Source organism: Methylacidiphilum sp. Yel (assembly GCF_004421185.1).
Classification (GTDB): Bacteria; Verrucomicrobiota; Verrucomicrobiia; order Methylacidiphilales; family Methylacidiphilaceae; genus Methylacidiphilum.
Window position 1 is genome coordinate 1 of the sequence record NZ_LXQB01000027.1, and the last position, 26,213, is coordinate 26,213.

General features: G+C 40.3%; 28 protein-coding genes and 1 tRNA gene. 9 read left to right on the forward strand and 20 right to left on the reverse strand.

What is annotated here, in order from left to right; all coding sequences use genetic code 11:
- Window positions 1-305 precede the first annotated feature (305 nt).
- The 3 genes from A7Q09_RS11455 (at window position 306) to A7Q09_RS04900 (ending at window position 1,977) form a co-directional block, all read left to right on the forward strand.
- Window positions 306-647 carry a zinc ribbon domain-containing protein gene (locus tag A7Q09_RS11455; RefSeq protein ID WP_134390179.1) on the forward strand — a complete coding sequence of 114 codons (342 nt, stop codon included), beginning with the start codon at window positions 306-308 and terminating at the stop codon, window positions 645-647.
- Between the two features lie 178 nt (window positions 648-825).
- The gene (locus A7Q09_RS04895) at window positions 826-1,254 is read left to right on the forward strand and encodes a hypothetical protein (RefSeq protein ID WP_134390180.1); all 429 of its coding nucleotides are present in this window, start codon (window positions 826-828) and stop codon (window positions 1,252-1,254) included.
- Between the two features lie 138 nt (window positions 1,255-1,392).
- Complete coding sequence (locus A7Q09_RS04900; RefSeq protein WP_134390181.1) at window positions 1,393-1,977, forward strand: carbonic anhydrase; 585 nt, start codon at window positions 1,393-1,395, stop codon at window positions 1,975-1,977.
- A gap of 323 nt (window positions 1,978-2,300) precedes the next feature.
- Here A7Q09_RS04900 and A7Q09_RS04905 read toward each other — a convergent pair whose 3' ends face one another.
- Entirely contained in the window at window positions 2,301-2,483 is a 183-nt protein-coding gene (locus A7Q09_RS04905) for a hypothetical protein (RefSeq protein ID WP_134390182.1), read from the reverse strand.
- 85 nt (window positions 2,484-2,568) lie between these two features.
- On the opposite strand from A7Q09_RS04905, the gene A7Q09_RS04910 reads away from it, so the two are divergent.
- The gene (locus A7Q09_RS04910) at window positions 2,569-3,513 is read left to right on the forward strand and encodes a class I SAM-dependent methyltransferase (RefSeq protein WP_134390183.1); all 945 of its coding nucleotides are present in this window, start codon (window positions 2,569-2,571) and stop codon (window positions 3,511-3,513) included.
- 347 nt (window positions 3,514-3,860) lie between these two features.
- Here the strand turns inward: A7Q09_RS04910 and A7Q09_RS04915 are convergent.
- A tRNA-Gln gene (locus A7Q09_RS04915) sits at window positions 3,861-3,933 on the reverse strand.
- A gap of 113 nt (window positions 3,934-4,046) precedes the next feature.
- Between A7Q09_RS04915 and A7Q09_RS04920 the strand changes: the two genes are divergently transcribed.
- Entirely contained in the window at window positions 4,047-4,892 is an 846-nt protein-coding gene (locus A7Q09_RS04920) for a Ku protein (protein ID WP_134390184.1), read from the forward strand.
- A complete protein-coding gene (ligD, locus tag A7Q09_RS04925) occupies window positions 4,889-5,851 on the forward strand; it encodes a non-homologous end-joining DNA ligase (RefSeq protein WP_134390185.1) in 963 nt (320 codons plus the stop codon). The genes A7Q09_RS04920 and ligD overlap by 4 nt, the downstream gene beginning before the upstream one ends.
- A 26-nt stretch (window positions 5,852-5,877) precedes the next feature.
- Here the strand turns inward: ligD and A7Q09_RS04930 are convergent, their stop codons facing one another.
- The 12 genes from A7Q09_RS04930 to A7Q09_RS04985 form a co-directional block, all read right to left on the reverse strand.
- Window positions 5,878-6,180, reverse strand: coding sequence for a GYD domain-containing protein (locus A7Q09_RS04930; RefSeq protein WP_009060748.1), 303 nt, complete (start codon window positions 6,178-6,180; stop codon window positions 5,878-5,880).
- Window positions 6,181-6,257: 77 nt separating this feature from the next.
- Window positions 6,258-6,956 carry an endonuclease V gene (locus A7Q09_RS04935; RefSeq protein ID WP_134390186.1) on the reverse strand — a complete coding sequence of 233 codons (699 nt, stop codon included), beginning with the start codon at window positions 6,954-6,956 and terminating at the stop codon, window positions 6,258-6,260.
- Between the two features lie 2 nt (window positions 6,957-6,958).
- The gene (gene hypA, locus A7Q09_RS04940) at window positions 6,959-7,300 is read right to left on the reverse strand and encodes a hydrogenase maturation nickel metallochaperone HypA (protein ID WP_134390187.1); all 342 of its coding nucleotides are present in this window, start codon (window positions 7,298-7,300) and stop codon (window positions 6,959-6,961) included.
- Window positions 7,301-7,304: 4 nt separating this feature from the next.
- Window positions 7,305-7,784 carry a hydrogenase maturation protease gene (locus A7Q09_RS04945; RefSeq protein ID WP_134390188.1) on the reverse strand — a complete coding sequence of 160 codons (480 nt, stop codon included), beginning with the start codon at window positions 7,782-7,784 and terminating at the stop codon, window positions 7,305-7,307.
- A 38-nt stretch (window positions 7,785-7,822) separates the two neighbouring features.
- Window positions 7,823-9,901: a glucans biosynthesis glucosyltransferase MdoH gene (gene mdoH / locus A7Q09_RS04950; protein ID WP_134390189.1), complete on the reverse strand. Its 2,079-nt coding sequence runs from the start codon at window positions 9,899-9,901 to the stop codon at window positions 7,823-7,825.
- 22 nt (window positions 9,902-9,923) lie between these two features.
- Window positions 9,924-10,319, reverse strand: a complete 396-nt coding sequence (locus A7Q09_RS04955) for a hypothetical protein (protein WP_134390190.1) — start codon at window positions 10,317-10,319, stop codon at window positions 9,924-9,926.
- Window positions 10,316-11,854 carry a glucan biosynthesis protein gene (locus A7Q09_RS04960; protein ID WP_134390191.1) on the reverse strand — a complete coding sequence of 513 codons (1,539 nt, stop codon included), beginning with the start codon at window positions 11,852-11,854 and terminating at the stop codon, window positions 10,316-10,318. Before A7Q09_RS04960 ends, A7Q09_RS04955 begins: the two co-directional genes overlap by 4 nt.
- Complete coding sequence (locus A7Q09_RS04965) at window positions 11,838-13,370, reverse strand: glucan biosynthesis protein D (RefSeq protein ID WP_134390192.1); 1,533 nt, start codon at window positions 13,368-13,370, stop codon at window positions 11,838-11,840. The genes A7Q09_RS04960 and A7Q09_RS04965 overlap by 17 nt, the downstream gene beginning before the upstream one ends.
- A 102-nt stretch (window positions 13,371-13,472) precedes the next feature.
- Window positions 13,473-14,279, reverse strand: a complete 807-nt coding sequence (locus A7Q09_RS04970; RefSeq protein WP_134390193.1) for a hydrogenase expression/formation C-terminal domain-containing protein — start codon at window positions 14,277-14,279, stop codon at window positions 13,473-13,475.
- 210 nt (window positions 14,280-14,489) lie between these two features.
- On the reverse strand, window positions 14,490-15,317 hold the full coding sequence (locus tag A7Q09_RS04975) for a Mut7-C ubiquitin/RNAse domain-containing protein (RefSeq protein WP_244228537.1): 828 nt from the start codon (window positions 15,315-15,317) through the stop codon (window positions 14,490-14,492).
- Entirely contained in the window at window positions 15,284-16,423 is a 1,140-nt protein-coding gene (locus tag A7Q09_RS04980; RefSeq protein WP_134390194.1) for a thioredoxin domain-containing protein, read from the reverse strand. The genes A7Q09_RS04975 and A7Q09_RS04980 overlap by 34 nt, the downstream gene beginning before the upstream one ends.
- A gap of 39 nt (window positions 16,424-16,462) precedes the next feature.
- Entirely contained in the window at window positions 16,463-17,080 is a 618-nt protein-coding gene (locus A7Q09_RS04985; RefSeq protein ID WP_134390195.1) for a hypothetical protein, read from the reverse strand.
- A gap of 155 nt (window positions 17,081-17,235) precedes the next feature.
- Here A7Q09_RS04985 and A7Q09_RS04990 point away from each other — a divergent pair, with 155 nt between their 5' ends.
- On the forward strand, window positions 17,236-18,534 hold the full coding sequence (locus tag A7Q09_RS04990; RefSeq protein ID WP_134390196.1) for a M48 family metallopeptidase: 1,299 nt from the start codon (window positions 17,236-17,238) through the stop codon (window positions 18,532-18,534).
- Here A7Q09_RS04990 and A7Q09_RS04995 read toward each other — a convergent pair.
- A complete protein-coding gene (locus tag A7Q09_RS04995) occupies window positions 18,531-20,366 on the reverse strand; it encodes a bifunctional homocysteine S-methyltransferase/methylenetetrahydrofolate reductase (RefSeq protein ID WP_134390197.1) in 1,836 nt (611 codons plus the stop codon). The two genes, A7Q09_RS04990 and A7Q09_RS04995, sit on opposite strands and share 4 nt — an antisense overlap.
- 28 nt (window positions 20,367-20,394) lie before the next feature.
- On the opposite strand from A7Q09_RS04995, the gene A7Q09_RS05000 reads away from it, so the two are divergent.
- The gene (locus A7Q09_RS05000; RefSeq protein ID WP_134390198.1) at window positions 20,395-21,438 is read left to right on the forward strand and encodes an LOG family protein; all 1,044 of its coding nucleotides are present in this window, start codon (window positions 20,395-20,397) and stop codon (window positions 21,436-21,438) included.
- Window positions 21,439-21,472: 34 nt separating this feature from the next.
- Window positions 21,473-22,102 (forward strand): HAD family hydrolase, encoded by a 630-nt coding sequence (locus tag A7Q09_RS05005; RefSeq protein WP_134390199.1) that lies wholly within the window; start codon window positions 21,473-21,475, stop codon window positions 22,100-22,102.
- Here A7Q09_RS05005 and A7Q09_RS05010 read toward each other — a convergent pair.
- The 5 genes from A7Q09_RS05010 to A7Q09_RS05030 all read right to left on the reverse strand — a co-directional run bounded on the left by A7Q09_RS05010 (window position 22,099) and on the right by A7Q09_RS05030 (window position 26,153).
- Window positions 22,099-22,965: a metal ABC transporter permease gene (locus tag A7Q09_RS05010; RefSeq protein ID WP_134390200.1), complete on the reverse strand. Its 867-nt coding sequence runs from the start codon at window positions 22,963-22,965 to the stop codon at window positions 22,099-22,101. The genes A7Q09_RS05005 and A7Q09_RS05010 overlap by 4 nt on opposite strands.
- A 7-nt stretch (window positions 22,966-22,972) precedes the next feature.
- On the reverse strand, window positions 22,973-23,734 hold the full coding sequence (locus tag A7Q09_RS05015; protein ID WP_134390201.1) for a metal ABC transporter ATP-binding protein: 762 nt from the start codon (window positions 23,732-23,734) through the stop codon (window positions 22,973-22,975).
- Window positions 23,715-24,692 (reverse strand): metal ABC transporter solute-binding protein, Zn/Mn family, encoded by a 978-nt coding sequence (locus tag A7Q09_RS05020; RefSeq protein WP_134390202.1) that lies wholly within the window; start codon window positions 24,690-24,692, stop codon window positions 23,715-23,717. The genes A7Q09_RS05015 and A7Q09_RS05020 overlap by 20 nt, the downstream gene beginning before the upstream one ends.
- A 112-nt stretch (window positions 24,693-24,804) precedes the next feature.
- Window positions 24,805-25,245, reverse strand: coding sequence for a DUF5069 domain-containing protein (locus A7Q09_RS05025; RefSeq protein ID WP_134390203.1), 441 nt, complete (start codon window positions 25,243-25,245; stop codon window positions 24,805-24,807).
- Between the two features lie 92 nt (window positions 25,246-25,337).
- Window positions 25,338-26,153, reverse strand: a complete 816-nt coding sequence (locus A7Q09_RS05030) for an MBL fold metallo-hydrolase (RefSeq protein ID WP_134390204.1) — start codon at window positions 26,151-26,153, stop codon at window positions 25,338-25,340.
- Between the last annotated feature and the right edge of the window lie 60 nt (window positions 26,154-26,213).

The window sequence follows — 26,213 nt, forward strand, 5'->3', positions numbered from 1 at the left end:
TATCGGCCATGGCAACACTCTCAACAAGGAGAAAAGGTACTCGGTCCCAAGCCGCACAGGGCCTTGCTCAAGCGATTGGGGCGACTCTCTAGAAATCTCTTGCGCAAGAAAAAGGAGTCGGCCAATCGGACCAAAGCCAAGGCTTGGATTTGCAAGGCTGCATGCCAGGATTGCCAATATCCGGCAGGAGGGCTTGCACAAGCTCATCTCACGGCTCAGGCGATGATTTCACCGCGTGCTTGTCAAAGAGCTGAAAGTGGGCAGCATGGAGAAGAACCGGTAATCTTGCCTGCTTTCTATCCGACATGGGTTTCTTCGAGTTTCGGCGACAACTGGAATATAAGGCAGAAAGGGGTGGTGGTTTGGTGCTTGTCGCTGGTCGCTTGTTTCCGTCCAGCAAGAGCTGTTCGGCATGGGGGAGGGTCCAGGAAACACTGCCGCTGGCCATTCGCCAGTGGGTATGCCCGGAGTGTGGAAGCATCCACGACCGGGAGGTGAATGCGGCAAGGAATATCCTGGCGCATGGTTTGGCCGTCCTAAACGGTCCTATGGCGAGTTCCGCCAAATGTGAAGCCGGTGGAGAAAAAAGCTCTGGCCGCCGTCGCATGACGATGGGAAAAACTGTCCTCTGTGAAGCAGGAAGTTAGCTTTGTTCCTCTCTGAGCAGGAACGAGTAAGTCTGAGGGAACGGTAAGTAAACCTAATCCAAAGGATTCTTCCTTCAATTCCATTGACATTCACAACTCTAAATTTTATAGACAACATGATTGTTAAAAGAAAAACATCCGTATCAAGCTTTGAAGCAAACCAATGTATCATGGATAGGTGAAAAAATTAATCTTTATTTTCCTCTTAGCTTCGATGCCTCTTTTGATGGCTACCGACAAATGGTTGGATTACTATCCATTAAAGATAATAAAAGGTCAGGGGGGAGCCTTTTACATAGAACCCAAGACAAAATTTAAAATCTATGTGTATGGGACTCCTGAAAAATACATCCCACAAGGCATCATCATTCATAAGGGAAGCTTACTAGACGCCTTTCGAAGTAACAATGGCATCCTAAGAGATTTTATCAGGACTGCTAAGCAACACCACAGCAATGCACTGATTATAATCGACAAAAATAAGCCCATGGTATTTGCCGTTGCCGGATTTTGGCCTGCTTTTGCTTTTCCTGTAGGCGTAGGCAGTCTGATGTTTCTAGCTATACAGGACTGTTCGACAGGAACAAAGCCCCATCTTGCCAATTAAAAAATCCCAAACACAAAAATTATTAAAAGCATGCGCTAGAAAACTTTTTAAAAATTTTGCTTTCATTTTTTAATTAAAAGGTGCAATTGATGTTATTACATGAAAAGAGTATGTATAACTAGTTAAAGGAGAGAGGTTATGAGTCAAATATATCAAGAAGTGTTAAAGGCAAATGAGCACTATGTAGCAACTTTTGGAGATAAAGCACAATTGGCCATGCCGCCTGCGCGGCATTTTGCAATTCTTACTTGTATGGATGCAAGATTGGATCCGGCAAAGTTTGCTGGCTTAAAAGAAGGAGACGCCCATGTTATTAGAAATGCTGGAGGCAGAGCCAGTGATGACGCCATCCGTTCTCTGGTTATTTCTTATAAGCTATTAGGAACCAAAGAATGGTTTATTATTCACCATACAGACTGTGGTATGGAAACATTTTCAGATAGTATCATGGAAGATCTTTTGGAAAAAAGCTTGGAAACGGCTGTCCTTGAAAATGGACAATGGAAGGACGTTGGCAAGGAAAAGGGCTCTCCAGAAGGAAAATATATCCGATGGTTGACAATAAAAAACTTATCGCAAAGCGTTATTGAAGATGTGCTTAGGGTGCGGCATCATCCTCTAGTCCCCTCCTCTATTCCAATCTATGGATTTATTTATGATGTGAAATCTGGAAAGCTTGTCGAAGTTAAAGAAGCAAATGAAGTTGGGAAAGCTAAAAGCTAATTAGAGGTTGCTTTAGAATTTCCTTACAAAAGAAAAACTCATTGGCATAAAAACTTTCCCTGAAAGCGAGCCCGTTCCTGTTTGGATTAACAAATGTGGAACGGGCCCTTCCTCAAATTCAAGCTTCAAATTTTCAAATTGTACTTGGTTCTTTCAGTTGGCTTCTTTGAAGAAGCTTACTCGATTTTTTTTCATTTCTTTTTTATTTGGTCTTCAACAATCAATTAGAGAAAACTAAAGGATTTGCTTCTGGATGGTTAAGGTGATCAGAAAAGTGATTCGATGAACCTTTAAAGAGAAAATGCTACCAGTAGAGTATCTAGCTAATAGGTTAGAAGATCTTCACAATTTTTTGATTTTTTTTCCAACTCGAATGCAAAGCTAACATCTGGAGGAAAACGACAGTTATCTAAAGCATATATTCTATTCATCCCAGATCCTTGCCAATTATAAAAACAATAAAACCATTCGACCAATTCAGGATTGTTTTTAAAGCTTTCAAACACTTTTCTTAGTAATGAAGAATAAATAACTAAAGGACTTTGGAAAGCTCTAGCAGAAGAGGAAAGACTAAAGAAAATTGGAAACTCTATGTTTTTAAAACACAAACAGCAAAACAAAGAAGCACCCTCTTTTCTACTGCTAAAAAAGCAGAAGAAAAAAAGGACAAAAACCTATTTAAAAATAATCTTGTTGATTGCAGCTAGTTTTAATTTTTTTTCTTTAAAATTATTTGCCTATAATCCTGTAAGGAATGATTCTCTTGAACTTGCTAGGCTTTACGATAAGCTAAGTACGCCTCAATACATTCAAGGAAAAGATCTCATAAAACTTTTAAAGGTTACAGCAGGAAGTTTTGTTCTTGATTTAGGTTGTGGAACAGGAAGACTTGCTGCCTATTTGAGAGAACTCGTTGGTCCTAAGGGATGGGTTATTGGAATGGATCCGTCCCCTTATCGAATTGAGATTGCAAAACAAAGAATGAAAAAAGGACTTTCCTTTCAACTTGGCGGGAGTGAGGATCTGGGAGTATTTAAAGACAATTTTTTTGATTTTGTATATTTGAACAGTGTTTTTTATTGGATTAGAGACAAAGAAACAGCCTTAGTCGAGATTTACAGGATTTTAAAACCAGGAGGGAAATTGGGAATAACTTCTGGTTATAAATTTGAAAATTCTCCTCTACTGAAAATTGTAAATGATGCCATCATGGAAGTAATGGGTAAAGAATTTGCAAGCGGAGGGATGAATGAAGATTCTTTTGGTAAAGAAGACTTTAAGGAGTTGCTTCAGGAAAGTGGATTTTTAATTATCCATTTTAAGCAAAAAGAATATACAGACTACTTTCCAAGCCCTAAGGAAGTTGTTCAGTTTTTTAAAGCAAGCAGTAATGGAAATTTACTAGAAGAGATTCCTCAAACAAAGCGAGCCTTCATTTTATCAAAAATCGAAACACGGCTGGAAAGGCTACGTTCTTCGAAAGGAATTAAAATTATTCATTGGACAATGTTTGCGGTTTGTCAAAAACCCTTATAAGTCAATATTGCTGAGAATGTGGCACCGTTGACTGATGCTCAACAACTCATTAAGAGGCTAAAGTTTTGCACTCTAATGAGAACAGAACAGCTCCCAAGGCCCTTCTCGCACTGACTGACTCTCAATCCCCCAAGCTCTTCTTCTATCCAAAGAAGAAAAATCCGGTCCGTATTATCATCGGTCAAAAAAGGATGATCTGTATAAGCGGCAACTATTCCACCTTTCCGACAGCTTCTCTGTCCTTATTTGATTGATTGGCCAATAGCTTCTAATAGTGTGTGTGTCGGCAAATACTGGAGAGGGGAGAGGCTTAAAAAAAGTCTTGAAAAAAACCTTTTCAAATCCTGCTGCCGCGCTAGGATTCGAACCTAGAACACTCAGATCCAGAGTCTGATGTGCTACCAATTGCACCACGCGGCATAATTTGTCTCTTTTTCCTTATTCAGCTTTTGAAGAATTGCAAGCGTTCCTTTTCATCTTTTTTATTTTAACTAATTGTTGCCTCCTCTATTGATAAAACTTATTGTTAGTTTATGCGAGCCCTATGGAAAGGGACCATCAGCTTTGGGCTTGTGACGATTCCGGTCAAGCTGTATCCTGCCATAAAAACGGAACCATTGCATTTTAAATTTCTTCGACGCAGCGATCTTTCACCTATAACGAACAAACGGGTGGCTGTGACAGATCAAAAAGAAGTGCCTTGGGATCAAGTAGTTCGCGGGTACGAATATGAAAAAGGCAAATTTGTAATTCTGAAAGATGAAGACTTTGATCGAGTCGATGTAGAAGCCATTCATACTGTTAAAGTTTTAGATTTTGTTGCGCTTTCTGAAATTGATCCCATTTACTTCGAAAAACCCTATTATTTAGTTCCTGATAAAGGCGGAGAAAAAGCCTACCAATTATTCCATTATGGTTTAACCAAGACCGGAAAAACGGCCATCGCCAAAATTATACTACACAACAAGGAGCACATGGCCGCATTGAAAGCAAAAAATTCCTTACTGACTCTGGAACTTATGTATTTTCAAAGGGAAATTGTTGATCCCAAAGAACTAGGCACTCCACCAAAAGTCGAATTGGATGAGCGTGAAAAGAAAATGGCGATAGAATTAATCGAAAAAATGTCTGTACCTTGGGATCCAAGCCGGTATCAAGACGAATATTCGAAAGCTATTGAAAAACTCATTAAAGAAAAAATCAAAAAGGGACATACAGAAATATCCAAGGAAAAAAAGCCTCAAACTAGAGGAAAAGAACAAAAAGATCTTGTTTCTCTGCTTGAAGAAAGTTTGCGAATGGGAAATGGTCGATCAAGGATTTCTACAGGCTATGGGTTAAAGCAAGAGACTAAAAAAGGAAAAAAGAAAAAAGAGTGAACTTAGATCTCTTCAACTTACCTAAATTGGAACCCATGTTTTTAGAGCCGATGCTGGCCAAAAGCAGTCATTGCCAGATTCCTTATCCGGGCTGGATTTACGAACCTAAAATTGATGGTATGAGGATTATCGCTGTCAAATTTGACAATCAAAAGACTGTTCTTTTTTCTCGAAGGAAGTTATCAGAAAATGAAAGATTTCCCGCCATTCTCAAAACTTTAAATTCAACTGAAGAATCCACGTGGGTTCTAGACGGAGAAATCGCTGCTCTCGACCAACAGGGTAAACCTTCATTTCATCTTCTTCAAAAAGCAAGAGACAAAGTTTTGACCGTTTTTTATCTCTTCGATCTGCTTTCTTTAAGGAAGCGCGACCTGCGCAGATTGCCTCTTAGCACCAGAAAAGATCTTCTCTACCACTTCTTTTATCATCTTCCCTCCCCAGTCCGCTTGATCCCCTATTTTTCTGAAGAGCCAGAGAAGGTCGCCGCAAAAATTAATGAGTTAGGTTTTGAAGGAGTCGTTGCAAAACGTGCTGACTCTGTCTATACATCGGGGAAAAGATCTTCAGCATGGTTGAAATTCAAGTTTTTAAAACGACAGGAGTTTGTCATTATAGGCTGGACAGAGCCAAAAGGCTCGCTAAGGCCTTTTGGCTCTCTTCTTTTAGGTTATTATCAAAATAATGTTCTCTGCTATGCCGGCAGAGTAGGCAGCGGGTTCTCAGAACAAACAGCTCTGGAGCTTTATAGGCTACTAAAAAAGCTTGAAATTTCTTCTACCCCACTCAGTCAGTCGCCACCAATTCAATTTCCTAGATCTCTTTCTATCCACTGGACAAAACCAATGATTCTTTGCGAAGTTGCATTCAGAGAATGGACAGCAGTTGGTAAAATCCGCCAGCCCGTCTTTGTAGGAATCCGTACAGACAAAAGTCCTTTAGAAGTCAGTCGCGAATAAGAAGAAAGCCCTTTTCTTTTAACCAACTATTTCTTATGAATCGCCATAGAGGAAACAAACTCATCCCAGGGAACGGCTGACATCGTTTCAGTGATTTCTTTTCCATATCCCCGGAGTATCATCGCTGCTTTTTCCACCTCAGCTACATCTTTTGCCTCAACAATGTCCACAATGTCATATTCTCCTAGGGTCGCATAACTTTCTTTCCATTTTATCCCCGGGCATTCCTCTTTGATCTTACTGGAAACAACCTTTGATAAATTTTTGATTTCTGATGGCTCCTTCATACTTTCTGGAGTTAAACGGCTGAGGATAATAAAAGTGGGCATAAGTTCACTCCTTTTTTAATAATTGTAACTTTTTTTCTATCAGAAACAACCTGTTCTTCTGAACAAAATACAAGAATCTATGAGCACAGAGCTGAACGCACCAAGCCCGCACGACATAACCTAGCTGCTTTTCTAGCAAGTCTTAATGGTTCTGGAGTCCTATATTTTATGGTATAGCTAAGAACAATCTCTATCGCTGTCTCCCAATCAAGTCGGTAGCCTGGATGCACAACAAGCGGCGCTTTGTTCTCTTGCGTTCTAAGCCAAAAAGCAACAGTTTCGTTCCCGATTCGAAGTTCGGATCTATCTCCTCTGTTCTTTCCTGGAAGAACGCCTGTGGCTATTAAAGGTTTTCTTGTGATCCCCACCGTAGGAATATCCAGTTTATACCCCAAATGCAGAGCCAGACCCGCTCTGTGAGGATGATCCCTTGAAGTTGCATTGACAAAAAGAAGCTCAGGGCGAAGATTAAGTCCAACGACAGCTTTTTCTAATAACGGTCCATCTCTTAAAGCAAGCAACCCTGGAATATAATCGAAAGAAGCTCTTTCAGAAATAGTGAAAGTCTTTAGTTGTCCATCGGGAAAAAGGGCAATAGCAGCCCCCCATCCTTGATCGAACTTTTTACCGGGTCCACTTCTTTGTCGTCCATAACAGATGAAGACGGCAGCACAGACAAATGGTTTGGAAGGTTTTTCCCAATTTGAAACAGAAAGCATAGCTATTCTTTTTTGTTCCGAAATCAACTCTTCTATGGTTGTAGGCCACCCCTCCATCTTTATTCGACCTCTATACTATCTAGTGTTAATTCTTTGACCTCTTCGGATAAGATCATGACTCCCTCACAGTTAGGACAGCTCTCACCAATTTTTCCTACAAATCCTTCCTTTTGACAACTTAAGCAGTAGGCTTTGACAAGAATTTCTTCAATATGAAGTTCAGCTCCTTCGGCAATTGTTCCTTTAGAAGCAATCGAAAAGGAAAACTTCATCGCTTCTGGTTCAACAAGGGCTAAGGGAGCTGTCTTTAAGACAATTTTTATGACCTTGTGAAATCCTAATTCCAGCGCCTTTTCTTCAAGCAAAGAAACCAATGATTCGCACAGGGAAAGTTCATGCATAGATTTAGCTAACCTCGGTTTTTTCTGAACTAAACTCTTTTTTGAACATTTCTACAAGTCTCTCAATTGCTTCTTTTACTGGTTCTGAAAGACCGATCCCATAGCCCACCTCTTTAACCTCAACCAAGTAGATTTTAATATTTTTAGGGAACCTTTCCTTATAGAGCCATTTAGCCCATTTCAAGGCATCATCCCAGCCGAAAGAATGCAGATCGACATAGGGATCTGTTTCTAGCAATTTTTCAAGCTGCTCCCCTCCAACCATAAAAATTGTTCCAGGGATAGATCCACTCTTTAGTCCATCGACCACAATCAATGAATCGTATTCCTCCAGATCATCTAAAAGAGAAAACCCCGATGTTCCATAATCAATGAGTTTTACAGGCAGGGATGGATGCAATGAAGCAAGCCTTTGGATCAACTCAGGGCCAAGCCCATCATCTTTTCTAAGCAATTGACCACAACCAATAATAGCAATAGCCATTAGGAAGTATTCTAACACCGTTGGTTTTGTTTTTCATTCTATCTTTCGGAATCTCCCACCCAGAGCTTCCAGATGGGTGGATCAGCAGTCCATATTTTCTTATGAAGAAGGCTCAAGCTATAGGGATCCCTTAAGAGCGCTTTTTTTTCGAAAGAGGATAAGGACTCAGGGCCATTTTGAAGCAAACGTTCAATTAATTGTTGTTTCCATTCTTTCATCTCCCTAGACTGCTTTTTGCATTTGGATAAACCGATGCAGGCTAGATGGAGTGCATGGATCAACGGATCAACGACTGCAGATCTAAAGCCATAAATTGAAAGTCCTCTTCTCACATAAGAAGCCTTTTCGTTTAGCGCTTTTCTTAGGGCAACGATCACAGGAGTTGGATCTGACTCGACAGGAACCATAAAGATCCCTTTTTCTTTTGCCTTCCTTCCTAAAGATATCCTGCTGGAAAGCACAGCTAGAGGAATGGAAAGCAAAAAAGAAAAAATAACAGCTAAAAGCCACCAGAAACTCGAAGGATTTAATAGGTAGGTACCAACCCCAAAAGCTATGCCAATAATAGTCACAGGGAAAAACTGATACAATCCCTCTTTCCAAGAAAATTCAGCTCCTTCCCGTATCTGTTTGCCCCAGCTAACTCTCTTCCCCAAGAAAGCGGATAAAATAAAAAAACCATGGAAAAGTGCTTTGATAGGAGCAATCAAGCTCGAAAACAGAATTTCTAGGAATACACTTTCTAGTAGATTTTTCAGCCCCCCATATTTTTCCAATTCCCTAGTCCAAATCACAAGAAGCACCCCTAAGAGCTTCGGCATTAATAATACCAAAAGAGTAAAGAGAAAAAGCAACGCTGCCCAATCAGCATGAAAAACAGGCCAGCTAGGGAAAAGGCTTAACCCTTGAGGAAAGTAATTTGGAACGATAAAAATATGAAGCAGGCTTTCTAGAGTAGTAAGCAGTAGAAACCCTCCCCAAAGCACCGCTGAACCATAGGCCATCACTCCATTAAGAAAAAGAAATCGATTAAAGATAAACAAGCCTTTAGAAAAGATGAGTCGAAGATGTTGGAGATTTCCTTGACACCACCTCCTGTCTCTTTTCAATTCGTCAAGAAGGGTTGGAGGCAGCTCTTCATAGCTATCCTCAAGCTCATAAGCTAACCAAACCGAATAACCTGATTTTCTCATAAGGGCTGATTCGACGAAATCATGGCTAAGGATTTCTCCGCCAAATGGCAGCCTATCAGATAGTTTTGGCAAGCCACAATATTTTATGAAAGGCTCGGTCCGGATAATTGCATTATGTCCCCAATATTGGCCATCTCCAAGCTGCCAATAATGAATGCCAGCAGCAAAGATGGAACCCAAAAGATGGCTTGAAAACTGTTCTATTCGAGAAAAAAGAGAACTGGCACCAACCGCTTTAGGAACTGTTTGAACTATTCCAATAGATGGATTGGATTCCATGATTTCCACAAGCCTTATCATTGTTTGCCCTCCCATGAGACTGTCCGCATCCAGAACGATTAAGTATTTGTAATAAGCAGCCCAGCGCCTACAAAATTCAGCGATGTTCCCACTTTTCTTCTTTAACCGTACCCTTCTTATCCTATAAAAAATTTTGCCTATGCCGTTGACTTTTCTGCAAAGATTCGCCCAGCCAATCTCCTCTTCGATCTGGTTATCTGGACTATCCGAATCGCTAAGGATAAAAAAATCAAAAAAAGAAAGTTTCCCATATTCTTCTATGGACCTATACATGGCTTCAATCCCGGCACAAATCCTTTCAACTTTTTCACAATAAATGGGCATTAAGACAGCCACTTTGGTTTCTGTCATCATAGATTTGGATTCAATCGGCATTGCTTTAAACTTCTCTTTATTTCCAACAAGCAGCAGAAACCCTGCAATCGCCGTCCATAAACCGATCGATATCCAACCAAAGAGAATTCCAAAAAGAATAATGATGCCTATTTCCAAAGGATTAGACCCCTTATATGGAAGAATTTCGGCCATGAACTCGCTGGCTATTATGGTGGGAATAATTACTAGGAAAAGCAGTAAAATCCTTCGCCTCAGCGCAATCCTTTCCCAAGAGCTTTGCAGTATCATCGAGGTTTTTCTTTATAAAAAGCTAAGCGGACTTCCTTCGTAACCGTCCAAAAAATGCTACAATCTTCAGAAACTGGTTTGGTTCCAAGAGCACAGAAGCCGTCATCGATTTTCTTTTAATCGGCAGCATCGCTACTGCTAAGGGCTTAGAAAAGGTTGGATCTAAGCAACAGCTGTTTTCTTTGGAGACAAAGAGCAGCTGCTGCAGCTCCACCTCCATCCACTGCCTAAGAAAGGCTTCTTTATTTTTGGCGCCAGAACAAAAAAATCTAAATGTATCAAAAACTTCTTCAGGATTATCCGCAGAGCTAAAAGCCTCCTCTAGAGCTTCTCTAGCCTCCTTTGCTTCACAAGAGCACAGGCTCGCATAGAAAAGCAGCCTCTCTGTTAGAAAAGATGCCAGCTGATTATCCTTCATTTGAAAAATTCTTGATACCACCTTTCGGTGAGTTTTTTCCCCTTTTTTTCAAGCCAACCTTCTACGCGCAGTGGTTCTCTACCGTTTTCCTGAATTTGCACTTCTAGCAGCGCCGTTTTTTCTTGAGCCTCCCATCCAACCGTAGCGTAAAGGAGCTCGCCTCCCGACAGGACATGAACCACTGGATTAAATTCTAAAGCGGCATTCTCTTCTAGCATTTCTCCCTTAAAACTGAGGAGAACAGCTGTTTTTCCCTGAGATATTTTGGTTCGGTCCACTCTAGCCGAAATGACTTTGCCCAATTTTCCCTCAGCCGGTACCTCTCCTTTGAGCCAACAGATAGAATAACTAAAACTCAGTGACTGACCAGCAAAAGGGGTTTTAGATGGCGTCCAGAAAAGAAGAATGTTTTTGTTCAAATCATCTTTGAGCGGAACCTCCACCAATTCAACTTTTCCATCTTCTAAAAAACCGCTGTTTAACTGTACCCAGGCAGATGGCATATCCTGAAAGCTTCTGTGGATATCCTGGTAATGATCATAAAGTCTGTTCCTTTGAACTAGTCCAAATCCCAACAGTTGACCGTTAGCTATTTCCTTTAAAACCAAGCGTGAAGGATTTTCCAAAGGGCTCCATGTCCACTCTCCAGTAGTAGACTCAATGAGTAGTCCGTCAGCCTCATGAACCTGAGGTCTATAATCCGATAGGATTTTGGGACCATTTTCTCCATACTCAAACATGGCAGACAGAGGAGCTATCCCAATTTTTTTTGGAGAGGAACGAAAAAATAGGTGTGTATCAATTTTACACACAGTAGAGAAGCCCTCAGATAGAATAATAAACCGACAGGCTTGAGTAATACTAGGGGAATCCACAATTGAGTAGAGTTCGAGCTCAGAATCCTCTTTTTTTGGCTTTACAAGCCAAAACTCCCTAAAAAAAGGAAACTCCTCGCCATCGGCTAAAGCAGTATTGATCGCTATTGTTCTAGCTGTTATTCCAGGGATTTGGCCACAAGTGAGTCCCTGGAAAAAACAGGCGCCGAGAAATTTCGCAATCATACAATATTCTTTTTTTTGCCAGTCTGAACTATAAACGGAAAAACCAGCAAAACCGATGTCCCTTTCTATCGGCTTTTTCTCTATGGAGGGCCCATAAAAAAAAGATTTTTCCAAAAATTCAATTTTCCTTTCCTGCTCATGTACTACTTCAAAGATAGTAACGGGCACCCTGAAAATGGAACCCAGATGATAAAACTGAATTTCAAAAGGAAGATTTTCTTCTCTCCAAAGACTGCTATTGGCATCAAATCGGATCGCTTCCCATTGGGCATAGGAGAGTTTTTCCAACCAGCTAGGAATGCGGCTTCGTGGCTCACGAAAAGGTAGATTCGATAAACCTCTAGCCTTTATTTTGATTTCTTCCCATAAGTTCGTTTGAGACAAACCTTCTTCAGAAAGAAAAAAGAAAGAAAAAGCCAGATAAAAAGAAGCGAACAGCATCCAGGCTTTCATCTGCTTATGGAAAATCGACATAATCCCAAGTCTCAGTCAAAGGAAAGTCTTTTGCTTCAAGATACGCTTTTAGTGGGATGGGCCCTGCTTCTTGCCTTTGAATCTTAAAAGATAACCGAAATCCATTGACATACGAATTTCTTTCTATTCTAAGTTCAATCAGTTTAGCACCTTGTCCAACAAGAAGAATAGGCTGTGGATCCAACCCTTCAGAAAATCCTGGAATGAAGAAATCAACAATATACTCTCGGATGGTTTTGTCAAGTTGTGCGTAGCGAGTGGAAACCACACGGCCAATCTCCGACCCAGCTATCACATCCCTACCCCAAAAAATCGTATAAGCATAGTGAAACTGCCTCTGTGAAAGGGCAGGGGTATTGGAAACAAAGTAACTGACAATGTTGTCTTTAGTTTCCGTTGTCGTGGGAAGTTCGACAAGTTCTACATGTCCCCCTTCCTCCCATCCTTGACTAGGAACAATCCAAGCACTTGGCCTAGATTCATAATGAAGGAGGACTGATTTATAATGGTCGAAGTTTCTATCTCTTTGCATCAATCCAAAACCAAGGAGCTTTCCGCGAATCGGAAAATCAAAGGAAGAAAAGAAGGGTGGATTTTGCAACGGTCTCCAAATCCATTGACCAGTATCCAACTGAATAGAAAGCCCATCGGAATCGTGTTCTTCTGGATGCAGAGGATTATAGAGAAGTGGGCTATTTTCACCCTGTAGAAACATGCTTGTTAGGGGGGCAATTCCCAATTTTTCCACTGTCTTTCTCAAAAAAATATAATTTTCAATCTCCACTTTGCTCGTTTCTCCTGGAGTAAATAAAAAATGAAAGGCGCCTGTAAGACTTTCTCCATCAAGTAACGCATAAAAAGAAAGGGACCGATCCTCTTTTTTCGGTTCTTCAATCCAAAATTCCCTATAATACGGAAATTCTTCTTTACTGCTTCCCGTGGTATTGACAGCTATAGCCCGTGCTGAAAGGCCCCACGTCTGTCCCAGTCCCAAGCTGCGAAAATAGCTGGCCCCAACAATCGAAAAAAGTTCCACCCATCCCCCTTTTTCTTTCGAATCATAAAATACTCGAAAGCCAGAAAATCCAAGGTTTTTTGGCAATTTCTCCAGCTCCACATTCTTAAAATCAAAAAGGGAAGGTTCAAAATCATAGTTTTTTTCTTCGTCATTGGCAGTGATCAGATGGAGAAAAACAGGCTGACAGAAAAGATATCCTAAGGGAAAAGGCTTAATCACAAACCGACTTTCATTGGGAATGATTCCTCTTTGATCTTTAAAGCTAATACCAAACCACTGGTCATAACTGAGATTGGAAAGTTGGCCAGGAACCGGTGCAGGCTGCAAATAAGGAGTAAATGAAAGTTCTTTTGCTTTCTTTACAAGCCTAGAGAAAAAAGAAACATTCTCTTTAGCTTTAGCCTGTTTTCCTGTGGTTTTGTATTTAGAAGCACCAAAGAAAACAAAGAGTAGAAAAAGGCCTAGAGAAAAGGTACAGAGAAAAACTAATTTTTTCATTCAGCTTTAAAGCAGTACAGAGGATTACGATGCTCTAAAAAAATAAGTTGTGGCTAAGACTTTAGAGCATAGGAAAGGGAAAAAAAAGAAAATTTCATGAAATTATGGTTTTAGCTGGGCAGCTATTTTTTCTAGTCTTCTAGCGCTTATTCTAAGTTCTGAGCTAACAGGAAATAATGAATAAGGAATTTCGCAGACAAGCAGGCTTAATTCCCACCTATTTATTTCCACATCGGTAAGCTCTTCAATCCACCAGATATTTTTCAATAGAGTCCCAAAAACCCAAGCCTGCTTTCGTTGAGAATAAATTGTAATTTCAGTCTTCGGTAACAGGCTAAACAATGTTTTTTTATCCTGAGGAAATAGGGGAAGAAGATTTAATTGAATCTTTTTTTCGGTAGCCAAATGGTTTTCCTTAGTATCCTTCTCTAAAGAACTGATGAGTGCCTGTAATCCTACACTTGTAGATTTGAGGGATGGTAGCATAGTCTCCACATCCAAGTTTTGCAGACGTTCTTCTTGTTCTGCAGTTACAAATCGAGGGATTAATCCGATTTCGATACTCAACCTAGAAGGTTTGTCAGGGCCTACTTTGTTTTCTACCCACCAGACTCCGGAAAATAAGGTTTGCTGCGCAGCAAACACAGCTCCAGATTGGGAATAAAAAATACAGAGCTCACCTAGTCCTAGAATCCTGAAAAATTCTTCAATCTCATTTTGAACTATACCTGATAAATCATAAACGATATTCTTTTTACTTTCTATTAAGACTGCATAAAGGGCTTTGATAATATCACTTATTAAGTTAAAAGAGCGAAGATTCTTTCTCAGATATCCAGGACAAAACATACTTTTTAATTGGGATAGAAGATCAAAGATTTTTTTATACTTATCTAGCTTCTTTTTCATTGTATCCCTCTATAAACTAGAGATTTATACTTATAATTCTATTTCCAATTCTATTTCCCCCCCAAAAAAAAAAAAAACCATATTTTAGTCTAGAAAAAATATAAGGAAAAATATAGGACTGTATAAAGGTAATTGAGGGATTGTTAAAAAGGAAAATACCCCATACTTTTAAGGAGATAAGCAAAAAAAATCATGGCATTCCCAAAGAAGTTAGTAAGCATGGATCTTAAGCCAAAGAACTAGTGCCTTCATCCTATGATAATGGCTCCCCGGCCAATAAATTTTGCCACAATGTTGACATTTTAGAAAAGAACTCTGTGTTTCACAGACTTTTGGAGGAACAACATTTTTAATTTCTATTTTGTTTACAGATTGAAGTAGGCCATTACAGCGTAGGCACCTTCCAAAAGGACTAAGTTTTTCTTTTAAATGGAACTCCCTTATGATTTCTATGGCTTGCAATCTGGGCTCAATGGCTCGGACAAAATAGCCTTGCTTGACTTTTTTTCTTTTCAAAAGCCCAGGATCTCTTGTCAATAAAATTCTTTCCTCTGCATAGGCAATATCTGCCAGCTGCTCATCAGAATAGCTATTGTTGTAGAGAGTATCAAAACCAAGCAGTCGCAAATATCGAGCTAGGGTCCCTAAATGCACATCAAGAATGAATTTAAATTGTTTTGGCCTTTCAAAAAGAATTGGAGCTAATTTTCCAATGTCGATCGTTTTAAAATGGGGGAATACGCTCACAAGAGCACCATCTATAACTTTTTGTTCAAAACTAGCAGGAAGGCTATTACAGAGAATGAGTCCAATTTCGGTATGGGGCACCCCAAAAGACTCAATGGCATCTTTTAAAGTGGTATGTTTACCAAAGGCTTTTTTTATTTCTTTTTGCCTTTTCCAGACTGGAAGAAAATCATTCAGCAAAGAATAAAAGCGAAAGGTCAATTCTAATTCCTTGGCCCCATTATCTGCTGCCATTGAGACAGACTGAGAATTTTTCATCATTGACAATCCGAACCAAGTTGCCCAGTACATTCTTCTTCTGGAGGCATTCCCCGCTGCGGGCATTTTAAAGAATAGATGCAGGCCTCATCACTCACAAGAGCTAATTCCTTAGCAATCAGTTCCTCTGAGTTTGGTCCAAAATAGAGAAGAATTCTATCAAGATCCTTAGGTTCATAAGCATCCATTAAGGGTTCTTTTCGGCCATTGACAAAAAGCAGGAGAACTTTATTGCCACTGGGCTCAAATCTCTTGCCTGTATCCAAGGTAAAATGATCTTTGCCAAAATCCATGCCAAGGGTGTTAAAAAAATACCCGAGGTTGATCCCATTTTTATGTTTATGGAGCACCTTCCCATTGCCATGATGCAAATGGACATAGGGATCTAGCTCCTGACCGTATTTCGACTGAAATTTAGGCAACGAAAAATCCACTGGCTTTCCATCAAGCACCACTCTAATATCAGCATGCTCATGAACTTGCGTCTTTTTAGATTTAATAAGAGAAGCCTCAATGAGTATTTTAAAATCTTCGTATGACTGAGGATTTGGAATCCTTTCAGCGTTCAAGAAAAAAGAGGGAATCGTCGTCGCTCCTAAAGCAAGAGAACTCTGGATATCCTTATAGATTTTCTTTTGCAGCTGTGGATCTTTCAAGTTCCTTAAAAAGCGTTCGTCGACTATGTTTAAGGATTGGGCATATTGTCTAAAGAATTTCCATGGATCTTGGGCATTGGCCCATTGATCCTGTTTTTCAAAAAGCAGATCTGTCATTTGCCAAAAACATCCTTCTTTGCCAGCGGCTTCAGCGCTTAATGCAGCTATAAAACTGTAAGGATGCGTAGGGGAAGGTTTGTGTCTATAAATGATCAATAGCCTTCCCTGATAATCTTTCAAAAGTTGTTTGTTGATTTCGTTATATCTTTTACAAACGGGGCATTGAAAGTCGACATATTCGATCAAAAAAGCAGCCGCCCGAATAGGACCCTTCATCCAATCCCCTACTAAGGGAAATAAGTATTTTCTTGGACCTTCGGCGCTAGCTCTCTCTCCATTAGAAAGAGTTTCGACTGGATGTCCCCAAAGCAATGCTACAATGCTAAAAAAACAAAATAAAAAAAGGAAAAATATCTTATCCATTGCTAAAAAAAAGCTACTGACCCCTCAACAGCTAAAAGCTTATTTTTTTCTTTGATGAAATTCCAAAGGAACGCCTCCTCCCGCCCCTGGACCGAAATTGCCTCCTCTATTGAATAACCGGGCGGCGTTTTCCAGATCGTCATTTAACCCCTCATATTGTGGAGGCCACCAACAACAAAAAAATTTCCAAAACCCCGATCCAATCTCTTGTTGTAGTTCTTTTGAAGGTGGATCCAAAACCGCCATCTTCACTAAGGCTTCTCTCAAACATTGTTCTATCAAATCAGCCATTTCTCCAGAGTCGATAAAAAACACTTTTTCAGTAATCACCCCCAAAGGACTCACATAGAAGCCAAGAGCTACAAAACCATGTAAAGGAGTAAAGCTAAAAGGCAAAAGATGCATCCTCTTTCTTGCTGCCGACCTTTGCACGTAGGCATCGAACGTGCGGGAGACTTTTTCCATATATCGATCGACATTGTTCTGGAGATTTTCTGGAGGAAGTTTAGGACCATATTCAGCCACTACAAATATTTTTGCTGCAGGAGCAGGAGATTTGGCCTCTTTTTTCTCTTCTTTGGGCATTGCAAAAGAACTAACAATGAGCCAAAAGTAAAAAAAAGAATAGAGCAAAAAACAACTAATTTTCTTTGCCATCTTTTCTATTTCTAGACCGTTTTTCCTTTAAGAATTCAGAAAATACACAAATAAATCTATTAATTTATAAGCCATCTTTTTTATTTTTAGTTCGTCCAAATTTATTCTATCATAATTATTGGTAAAGAAATTGCTTAAAATTCCTTCATAAAAAGATGCTTATCCTTGGGCAAAGTTTTGTTTGGTCGGTCGTTCTTATTGCCAGTGCCGAACTCGCTTGGGATTACTGGTTGAGCAGCAGACAACTCAAATATCTTTCGAAAAAAAAGACTTCTCAGAACTTTCCCTTCATTAACAATCCTTCTTTTGGCTCTTTAAGTTCCCCATCCGATTCTTACCTTTATGCCAACCAAAAAATCAAATTGGCGCAACTTCGTTCTGTCTTTTTCTATCTGCTGTTCCTTTTTTGGATCCCTTTTGGGGGACTAAGAATGTTTGAAGAATTTTGGAAGATTTTTCCTTTTCCAAAGATCTGGTCAGGCTGCTGTTTTTTGATCTCCATCCTCTGGCTGGAAGATACCTTAAGAACACTATTTTCTGCCATTAGGACTTTTGGAATTGAATCTCGATTTGGATTCAATCGAACGACTCCAATTTTATTCCTTTTTGATCAGGTTGGCCATTGGATTCTCTCCCTTTTGTTCTTATGCCCACTTTTTCTATTATTTCTCTGGATAAAAGAATCCTCTTCCTTGTGGTGGTTATATTGTTGGGCCATTTGGATTATAGTCCTTTTTCTTATAGACTGGATGCTTCCCGTGTGGATTATTCCCCTTTTCTACCGTTTAAAGCCCTTGGATGATAAAGACTTAAAAGATAAAATAGAAAAAATATTCAAAAAAAATGGTTTTCCCATCCATCAGATCTTTGTTATGGAAGGGAGCAAACGCTCCCTCCACAGCAACGCTTTTTTGACCGGTTTCGGCAAACACCGCCGCATTATACTCTACGACACGTTGACCAATCAATTAGACCGGGAGGAACTTATCGCAGTACTTTTCCATGAATTGGCCCATTACCGGCTAGGTCATCTCTGGAAAAGCCGACTTGTAACCCTTTTGGGAGGATTGGTCCTGTTTGTTTTCCTTAACCTCCTTGATACCCATAAAACTTGGATAGCTGCATTTAGCCTGGATCCAAACTGGTCTCCATCCACTTTTGGACTGGCAATCGTGCTCTTGCCTATTTTACTCTATCCGCTAGAACCTTTAAAAAACTGGCTTTTGAGAAAGGCTGAAAAAGAATCAGATGCCTTCGCTGCCTTGAAATGGGCCGCGGAACCACTTATCGAGGCACTGAAAAAAATCGTTTCGACTAATTACTTACCTTACGATTCGGATCCACTCTATTCCATGTTCTACGAAAGCCATCCATCCGTTTTCGAAAGAATCCGATGGATCGAAAAAATTTCCATTCATCGCGGAGAGCCTCCAGCCATTCCTAGTCAACACTAAGATTTTTTCCTACTAGAGAGCAATTCCAAAAGCCTGACCGAAATATCATACCGGAGAAAAGGAGTGATTAGATAGATGCCTTTGAAAAGCGAAAGAATTTCTTCCCCAAGTACTTGTGCAAATCCCACACCTACCTCCGTAGCCTTTTCCCCATCTAATGCTTTCAATTTTTCACGTACCGCTTCAGGGATAGAAATCCCTGGTACCTCATTATGAAGGAACTCAGCATTTCGGTAGTTTAAAAGGGGCATTAACCCAATAAATACGGGGATGCCCAGAGGCTTCAGATAATTATAGGTCTTTTTGATAAGCTGGATATCGAATATGGGTTGTGTCATCACAAACTGCGCACCAGCTGCTAGCTTAGCTTCCAATTTTTTCACCTGAGCTTCAAACTGGGAAGTATTCGGATTAAAAGCACAGCCAATGATAAAATCCGTTTTACCTTTCAGATCTTTTCCAGCAGCGTTAAATCCCCTATTTAAACTAGCAAGCAGTCGGATTAATCCAACAGAATTAAGATCATAGACTGAAGTAGCTCCTGGGTGATCGCCAGATTTTGCTGGATCTCCTGTCAGGGCCAGGATATGTCTGAACCCTAAGGTGCCAAGCCCCATCAACTCCGATTGCAAACCTAAAAGATTCCTATCCCGGCAGGCTATATGGAGGATAGGAATCATTTTGGAAACTCTTCTAACATGAATGGCTGCAGCAAAGTTACTGATCCTTAAAATCGCCAGTGAGTTATCAGCCAATGTTATCGCATCAGCTCCAGCTTTTTCAATTGCCTTGACTCCCTCAAGAAACTTTCCGATTGCTAAAGTCTTAGGAGAATCATACTCGACCATGAAAACAGGCTTTAGAGCTAAGAGTTCAAGAAGGGAGGGTTCAATCTGTGGCAAAATCTCTTGTTCGGAGAGCTGATAGCGAGGTCTTCTTTTAGGAGGTTTTTCTTTGAGAGGTTTAATGGTTGCGGCTCTTTGAGCCATCGCTGCTATATGCGCTGGCTCCGTGCCATAATCTCCCCCTAGCAGACATACCCCCTCTTCAGCAAATCTTTCAACATTCTCTCCAAAATACGAAGGACTGGCGGAGTAGGTAAAGGTCCCATCATAAAATTCAGGTTTACCAGCATTCGGATAGGCACCTAGAAAATCTCCGACCTTTAGCTCAATCTCCTCTAAAAGATGAATCGAAGCTTGGACACCGCAGGCGCCATTGATCCCCACAAGTGTTGCTCCTGCAAGCCTGAGTTTCGAAAAAGCCTCTCCAAGGGTTTCCCCACTCGATAGTTTTCCTTCTTCAAAGGAGGCGATAAAAGCAAAGAGCTTGTCTGCTCCTTTTTTGCGAGCAATGTCTAGTACAAGCAAAAGCTCAGAAAGCTCGGTAAAAGTCTCAAAAAAAAGAAGATCCACTCCTTCTTCCATAAGAGAGGCAACCAACTCTTCATAGAGGCTTTGTCTTTTAGCCATATCGATTGGCGATTCAGTAGGCTTAGTCCAGATAGGACCTACGGTGCCCGCAATCCACCCTTCTCTGGATCCAAGAGCTTTTTTGGCTAGCTGCACGGAGCGGCTAACGATTTCTTTGAGTTTCTTTTCCAATTTGAAAAACGATAAGTGATAGGCGTTCGCTTCGGCTGTGTTGGTTCGGATAATTTTTGCCCCCGCATCGATATAGTCCCTATGAACCTTTTCCAATAAGTCAGGATGGGAAAGACTTAATTCTTCAATACAATAGCCTCTAGGAATGCCAAGAGAATAAAGATAGGTCCCCAAAGCCCCATCGCCAATGAGCAGAGATTCATTCAGCCGATCTATTAGAGTTGCCATTCTTTTTTAACAAGGCATTATAGATAAAGTGACAGAAAAAAAAAGCTTTGTATACAGTTCAGGTAAACCGGAAATCGACAAAAAAATAGAAGAGTTACTCCAAGCTGCAGGAGTCATAGAAAACCGTCGTGAATACTTCGAAATGATCGCGACTGTGCTTCGCTTTTCATTCCAAAACACTCCTTACGCTGATGTCCGTCTTGTCAATCAATCCTTGAAAGAAATTCGATATGCGGAGTCGATTTTTCAACCTTACCGCTCCTTTAAAAAAGTCACAATTTTTGGTTCAGCCCGCATCAAACCGCAAACCCCGGAGTGGCTCAGTGCAAAAGATTTTTCAAAAATCATGGTGGAGAGCGGCTTTATGGTTATCACTGGAGGCGGAGAAGGGATCATGGAAGCAGCTCAATTTGGAGCCGGTAAGGATAAAAGCTTTGGGCTAAATATTCGTCTACCCTTTGAGCAAAAACCCAACGAAGTTATCGATGGTGACCCTAAACTCATTAGTTTTAGGTATTTCTTTAACCGAAAGCTACATTTTGTCAAAGAATCCCATGCCATTGCCCTTTTCCCCGGCGGGTTTGGAACTATGGATGAATGTTTTGAAACTCTTACCCTCCTGCAAACAGGAAAGGCTCCTCTTGTCCCTTTTGTTTTTATTGATGTCCCCGGAGGGACCTATTGGAAAAACTTTGTCGAGTTTCTTTCAAACAATCTCTTGAAAAGAGGCCTTATATCTGCAGAAGATTTTAATTTATTCTTGGTCACTGAAGACTTACATGAAGCCAAAAAAGAAATCCTCTCCTTTTATCATAACTTTCATTCTTACCGGTTTGTTGGGGAAAATCTAGTCTTACGTATTTTTAGAATCCCTCCAACAGAGGCTCTTGAATCGATCCAAAAGGATTTTTCTGACATCATTTTAAAACCAAATGCTTTTTCTTTGTCTTCTGCTTTACCACAGGAATCGAATGAACCGGAAATAGCCCATCTTCCCAGAATCGTTTTCCCATTTGACAAACGATCCTATGGCAGATTGAGATTATTGATTAACCGATTGAATTTGTTTTGATTGTTTAGTCATCTTTTCAAAAAAAACAAAAGCGATGAAAAAAATTCAAACTGTGTTTTTGGATTGGTCGGGCACTCTTGCTAATGACTTGCCCTTTGTCTTGAAAGCCTCAAATTTTATATTTGGTTTATACGGAAAGCCTAAACTTTCGATTGAAGAATTCAAAGAAACATTTTTCTTACCGCTTAAGGAATTCTATAAGAGCTATTTACCAGAAGTTTCTTTCATGGAGATGAACGAACATTACCATGCGATCTTCCGGCTGTTCCAGGTTAAAATTCCACTATTGCCCTATGCCCTTGAATTTTTAGAGTTTTGTCAAAAGAAGAAATACCAAGTAATTCTTTTAAGCACTATCCATCAGGGTCATTTTATAAAACAAGCTAAGCGGTTAGGCATTGAACAATACTTTGACCGCATTTATACAGAAATAGAGGACAAAAGAATTGCCATCAAACAGATCATCGAAAAAGAAAAGATCGATCCTCAAAGGACGATATTTTTTGGGGACATGGTTCATGATATCGAAGCTGCCCATGCAGGCGGCATTTTCTCTGCCGCAGTGTTGACGGGTTACAACTCCAAGATAAAACTGTTATCAGCCAATCCTTCTTTTCTGTTTGAAAATCTAAAAGAGGCGATGGATAGCTTAGAAAGCCTCTAACTATTCCGTATAGTTTTTAGGTTTTTTTTCTTAAAGAGATTTTTAAACAATAGAGCCAATAATAACAAAAAAATATCACATCCCACAATGGTTGGACCTGTCATCGCATCCATATAATAGGATAGAATGACCCCTCCAACAGCTCCCAAAAACCCATTGACAAGGGAAATCAACAAAAGAGAACGGAAATTCCATGCCCATATTTTTCCCGCTGCTGCGGGAATAACGATCATTGCACTTACTAGGAGTGCCCCAAGCAGTTTAAGGCTCAAAGCAACCACTCCTCCAATTAGCAGCACCGTCCAATAGTTAAGTTTTTTGACTTCGACCCCTTCGCTTATCGCCATATTTTCATCGATCATGGTAAGCAAAAGAGCAGGCATATTAAATAGAAGGAAAGATAAGCTCACCACAGCAACCATTCCCAGTAGAGCAATATCGGTCCAAGAACTTGCATTGATGTCTCCAAAAAGCAGGGATTCAAGCAAAGGATAGCGAACAATTTTAGTTAATAGGAGAATGCCTATGGCCACAGTTCCTGTAAAAATGATCGAAAGTAGGGTATCCGACTCCAGTTTGGATTTATTCAAAAAATAGGCAAAACAAAGAGAGATCCCAAGACAATAGAGAAAAAGAAAAGCGGAAAGGAAAGTCTCAGGGAAGCTCAGGTTGAAGTATCGAAAGGCAAGTAGCTCAATAAGTAGCCCCAGACCATAGCCTGCGATGGAAGCATGGGAGAGAGAATCACTGAAAAAGGCTTGTCCGCGAGAAGTTGTGATAATTCCTAAAAGAGCACAAGTTGGCCCGGCTATAGCCGCCCCTAGTAAAGAACGCCTTAAAAAATCAAAAGAAAGAATTTCCATCTTTTATCTATTTGCCATGAATAAGATTGTAGACAGCAGCAAGTTTTTCTTCCTGAAGCACATCGGAAGGTTTTCCTTGAGCAAGAACCCGATGGTTCAAAAAAAAGATCCAATCGGCTATATGTGAGACCAGTTGTAAATCATGACTCACAAGCACTGTGCCTATTTCTTTTTTTTCTTTAAGCTCATGAAGTAATTGATCAAATTCGATTCCACCAGTTGCATCTATTCCAGTTAACGGTTCATCTAATAGGAGTAAGTCAGGATTTTTTGCCAGTGTAGAAGCCACCATTACCTTTTGCATTTCTCCTCCCGAAAGCTCTTGCAGTCTTCTTTCGAGTAAATCTTCAGCCTGAAAGCATTTCAAAAGCTCAGCAATCTTCTCTTTCCTTTCCTTTCGACCAAAAAGTCCATTAAGCAGCTGATATTTTCCAAGCCTCAGCGATATAAACTCTTCAACCGTTACCGGCAGATACCGTGGAATCGACGGTCTTTGAGGCAAATAACCAATGACGAGCCCAGGCCGTCGCCAAATGCTCCCCTTTTTGGGTTGAATGATCCCAGCAAAACATTTCAATAGCGTTGTCTTCCCTGCTCCATTCGGTCCAATGAGAGCCACAATCTTGCCTCTTTCTATTTCCATGCTGACATCCTCGACGGCCGTTTCCTCTGTATAAACAATCGTAACGGAGTCAGCCTTTAAAAGAAGCTTTTGTTGGCTGGAGAAGAAAGAAACTGGCTCTGGGGCTTTAATTTTGCTCTTTTCCATCGGCACAGACCTCAAAGTTGTGGGACCAACAAAGGTTTTTCTTTCCAAAAACTTCTACCAAAACCGATAAATTTTTTTTTGCTATAGTTTCATAGAGAGATGGATCAGGATTGGCGCTTTCCATCGAATCGATTTCTCCGCTGCAAGTCTGGCTTTCTTTGATGATTTCCATGACAAGGGCTTTCTTTGAAAAAGGAGTATAAAAGAAAGGGATCTTTTCCTTCCTCATGGTTTCAATGGCGGTTGCAAGTTTTCTAGGCGATAGACCTTCTCTTTGGCCACATTCTTCAAGAATACCAGCTACAAGGATATCGTAGCGCTTTGTCAGATACATAAAAGAGTCATTAAAGAAATAGGCTTTTTTTTGTGCGATCTCTTGAAGCTTTTCTCGATACATCCGATCGATTTCTTTTAATTTGAATATATAGGAAGCGGCATTTTTTTCGTAGGCTTCTGTATGGAGTGGATCCCGTTGGCATAACGCTTTTTTAATATTCAGCACTTGCTGAATAGCCAAGTTAGGATCAAGCCAAACATGCGGGTTAAAAGAATAAGGGCTATTTGCTGGAAGTTTATTAAGAGAGCCAATGGAAGGAATAGGTTCTATCCCTACGGTAGAAACAACAATTTTTTTTGCTTTTTCTTTTGAACTGAGCCCCTTTTCCAGCCAACTTTCCATTCCCAATCCATTAATAACAATCAAATCTGAATCTTGAATCTCTTGCATCTGCCGCATGGATAGGGAAACTTCGTGGGGCTCAGCTCCAAAGAAGATCAAGTTTTTCACTGTGACATACTCCCCTCCAATGTTGACACAAAAACAATACAGGGGCGCAATAGAAGTAAGAATTTTTAGTCTCTCCAATCCATAGGACTTAAAAGACAAAAACCATAAGCCTATTCCTATACCCCACAGACAACACAAAACCCCCAGCCCATTATTTTGCAATGGTCGCATGATGCTATTGATAATGAATTATTAATATAAACAATAAAACATAAAAATAAAAAGGCTAAGAGAAAAGAGCTCTTAGCCTTTCTAAGCCTCTTAAAGAAGCTTATATTTTTTTTTATTGGCTTTTTAGCCACTTATGGAAACAGGTAAAATCATCGATTGCGTTCAAAGTCACTGCATCAGGCATAGACCCATCATCTTTGAGACCTGCTTCCTCCAAAATGGCTTTCTTTGTCTCTGCGTCATGATGATACTGCAAAACAGCCCTGTTGTGAGCAGCAACCTTGGCTCCATCAATTTTCCCACCATTTTTTTCTACGATCCAAGCTTCAAATTCTGTATAGCTTGGTAGATTGGTTCTAATGTAATTTCGCACTTCATCTTCAGTGAGATTTAGGGCATTCATGGTCATCGCATCAAACCCTTTACCTAGGTCGGGATAACCATCAGCTAGCATGCCTTTAGCAGCCAGGATACATTTCAGCCACATTCTTGGCAAATGCAGTACACCAAGTGGACCGGCAACTCCAGATCCAATTAAGGGAACTAGTTTCATTGTACCTCCTTTTTTAAGTTTATATTCATTATCTTTCTTTCCTTAGGAAAGAAAAGCCTTGGATTCAAATGCATCATTTCATAACTTTCTAATCAATTGAAAGCAAAAAAAGGATTATGGACTTTTTCTTCACCTACCGTTGTCAATGGCCCATGCCCAGGACATATAATCGTATCATCAGGCAGGGTTAAAATTTTTTCCCGGTTGTTCCTTAAGGCCTCCGTATAGGAATAATTTCCCCCTCCCATTGAGCCAGCAAATAGTGAATCACCCACAATGACTAGATTTCTCTTTCCTCCAGTAACATAGTAAGAAACCCCTCCGGGAGAATGGCCATTAGTAAGAAAAGAGCTAATGGACAAATTACCTAATTGAAATGTCTTGCCTGGAGAGAACGGCTCGGCTCCAGGAATAATCTCAAGTTGACAGCAATAAGCAGGAGCCTCTACGGCCCGTTTAAGCCTTCCTAGCTCTGCGATGTGATCAGCATGCGTATGCGTCAGCAAAATGTATTTTACGCTTAAGCCATTTACTTTAATAGCATCAAGCATTTCGGTGCAATTGCCTCCCGTATCAAAAGCCGCAGCCTCTTTTGTCATCGTATCCCATAAAAGATAATTGTTAACAGTCATATCTTCCCATCTCGTATTAAAGTGAAAGAAGCCAGGAATAACCCCTGGATCTTTTGGGTAATATAAACCTTTAGCCAAATCCAAAAGCGCCTTCTTCCCAAGACCAAGCACCGGAGCAATTCTTGCTAAAACCTCCTCATCCAACTTTCCTTCTTTCAGCCTCTGGAGTTTTTCGAAAGGCACAGCCGCTCTTTTTGCCAGCTCTTCGTCACTGATGTTAAGCCCTCTCTGCGCTTTCCCAATCACATCGATATAGTTGTCTTCCAGTGGAATCATAAGCATTTTCTCCTAGTGCTGTTTAGCTTTAAAAAAACTCTGAAAAGGAATTCAAATAAA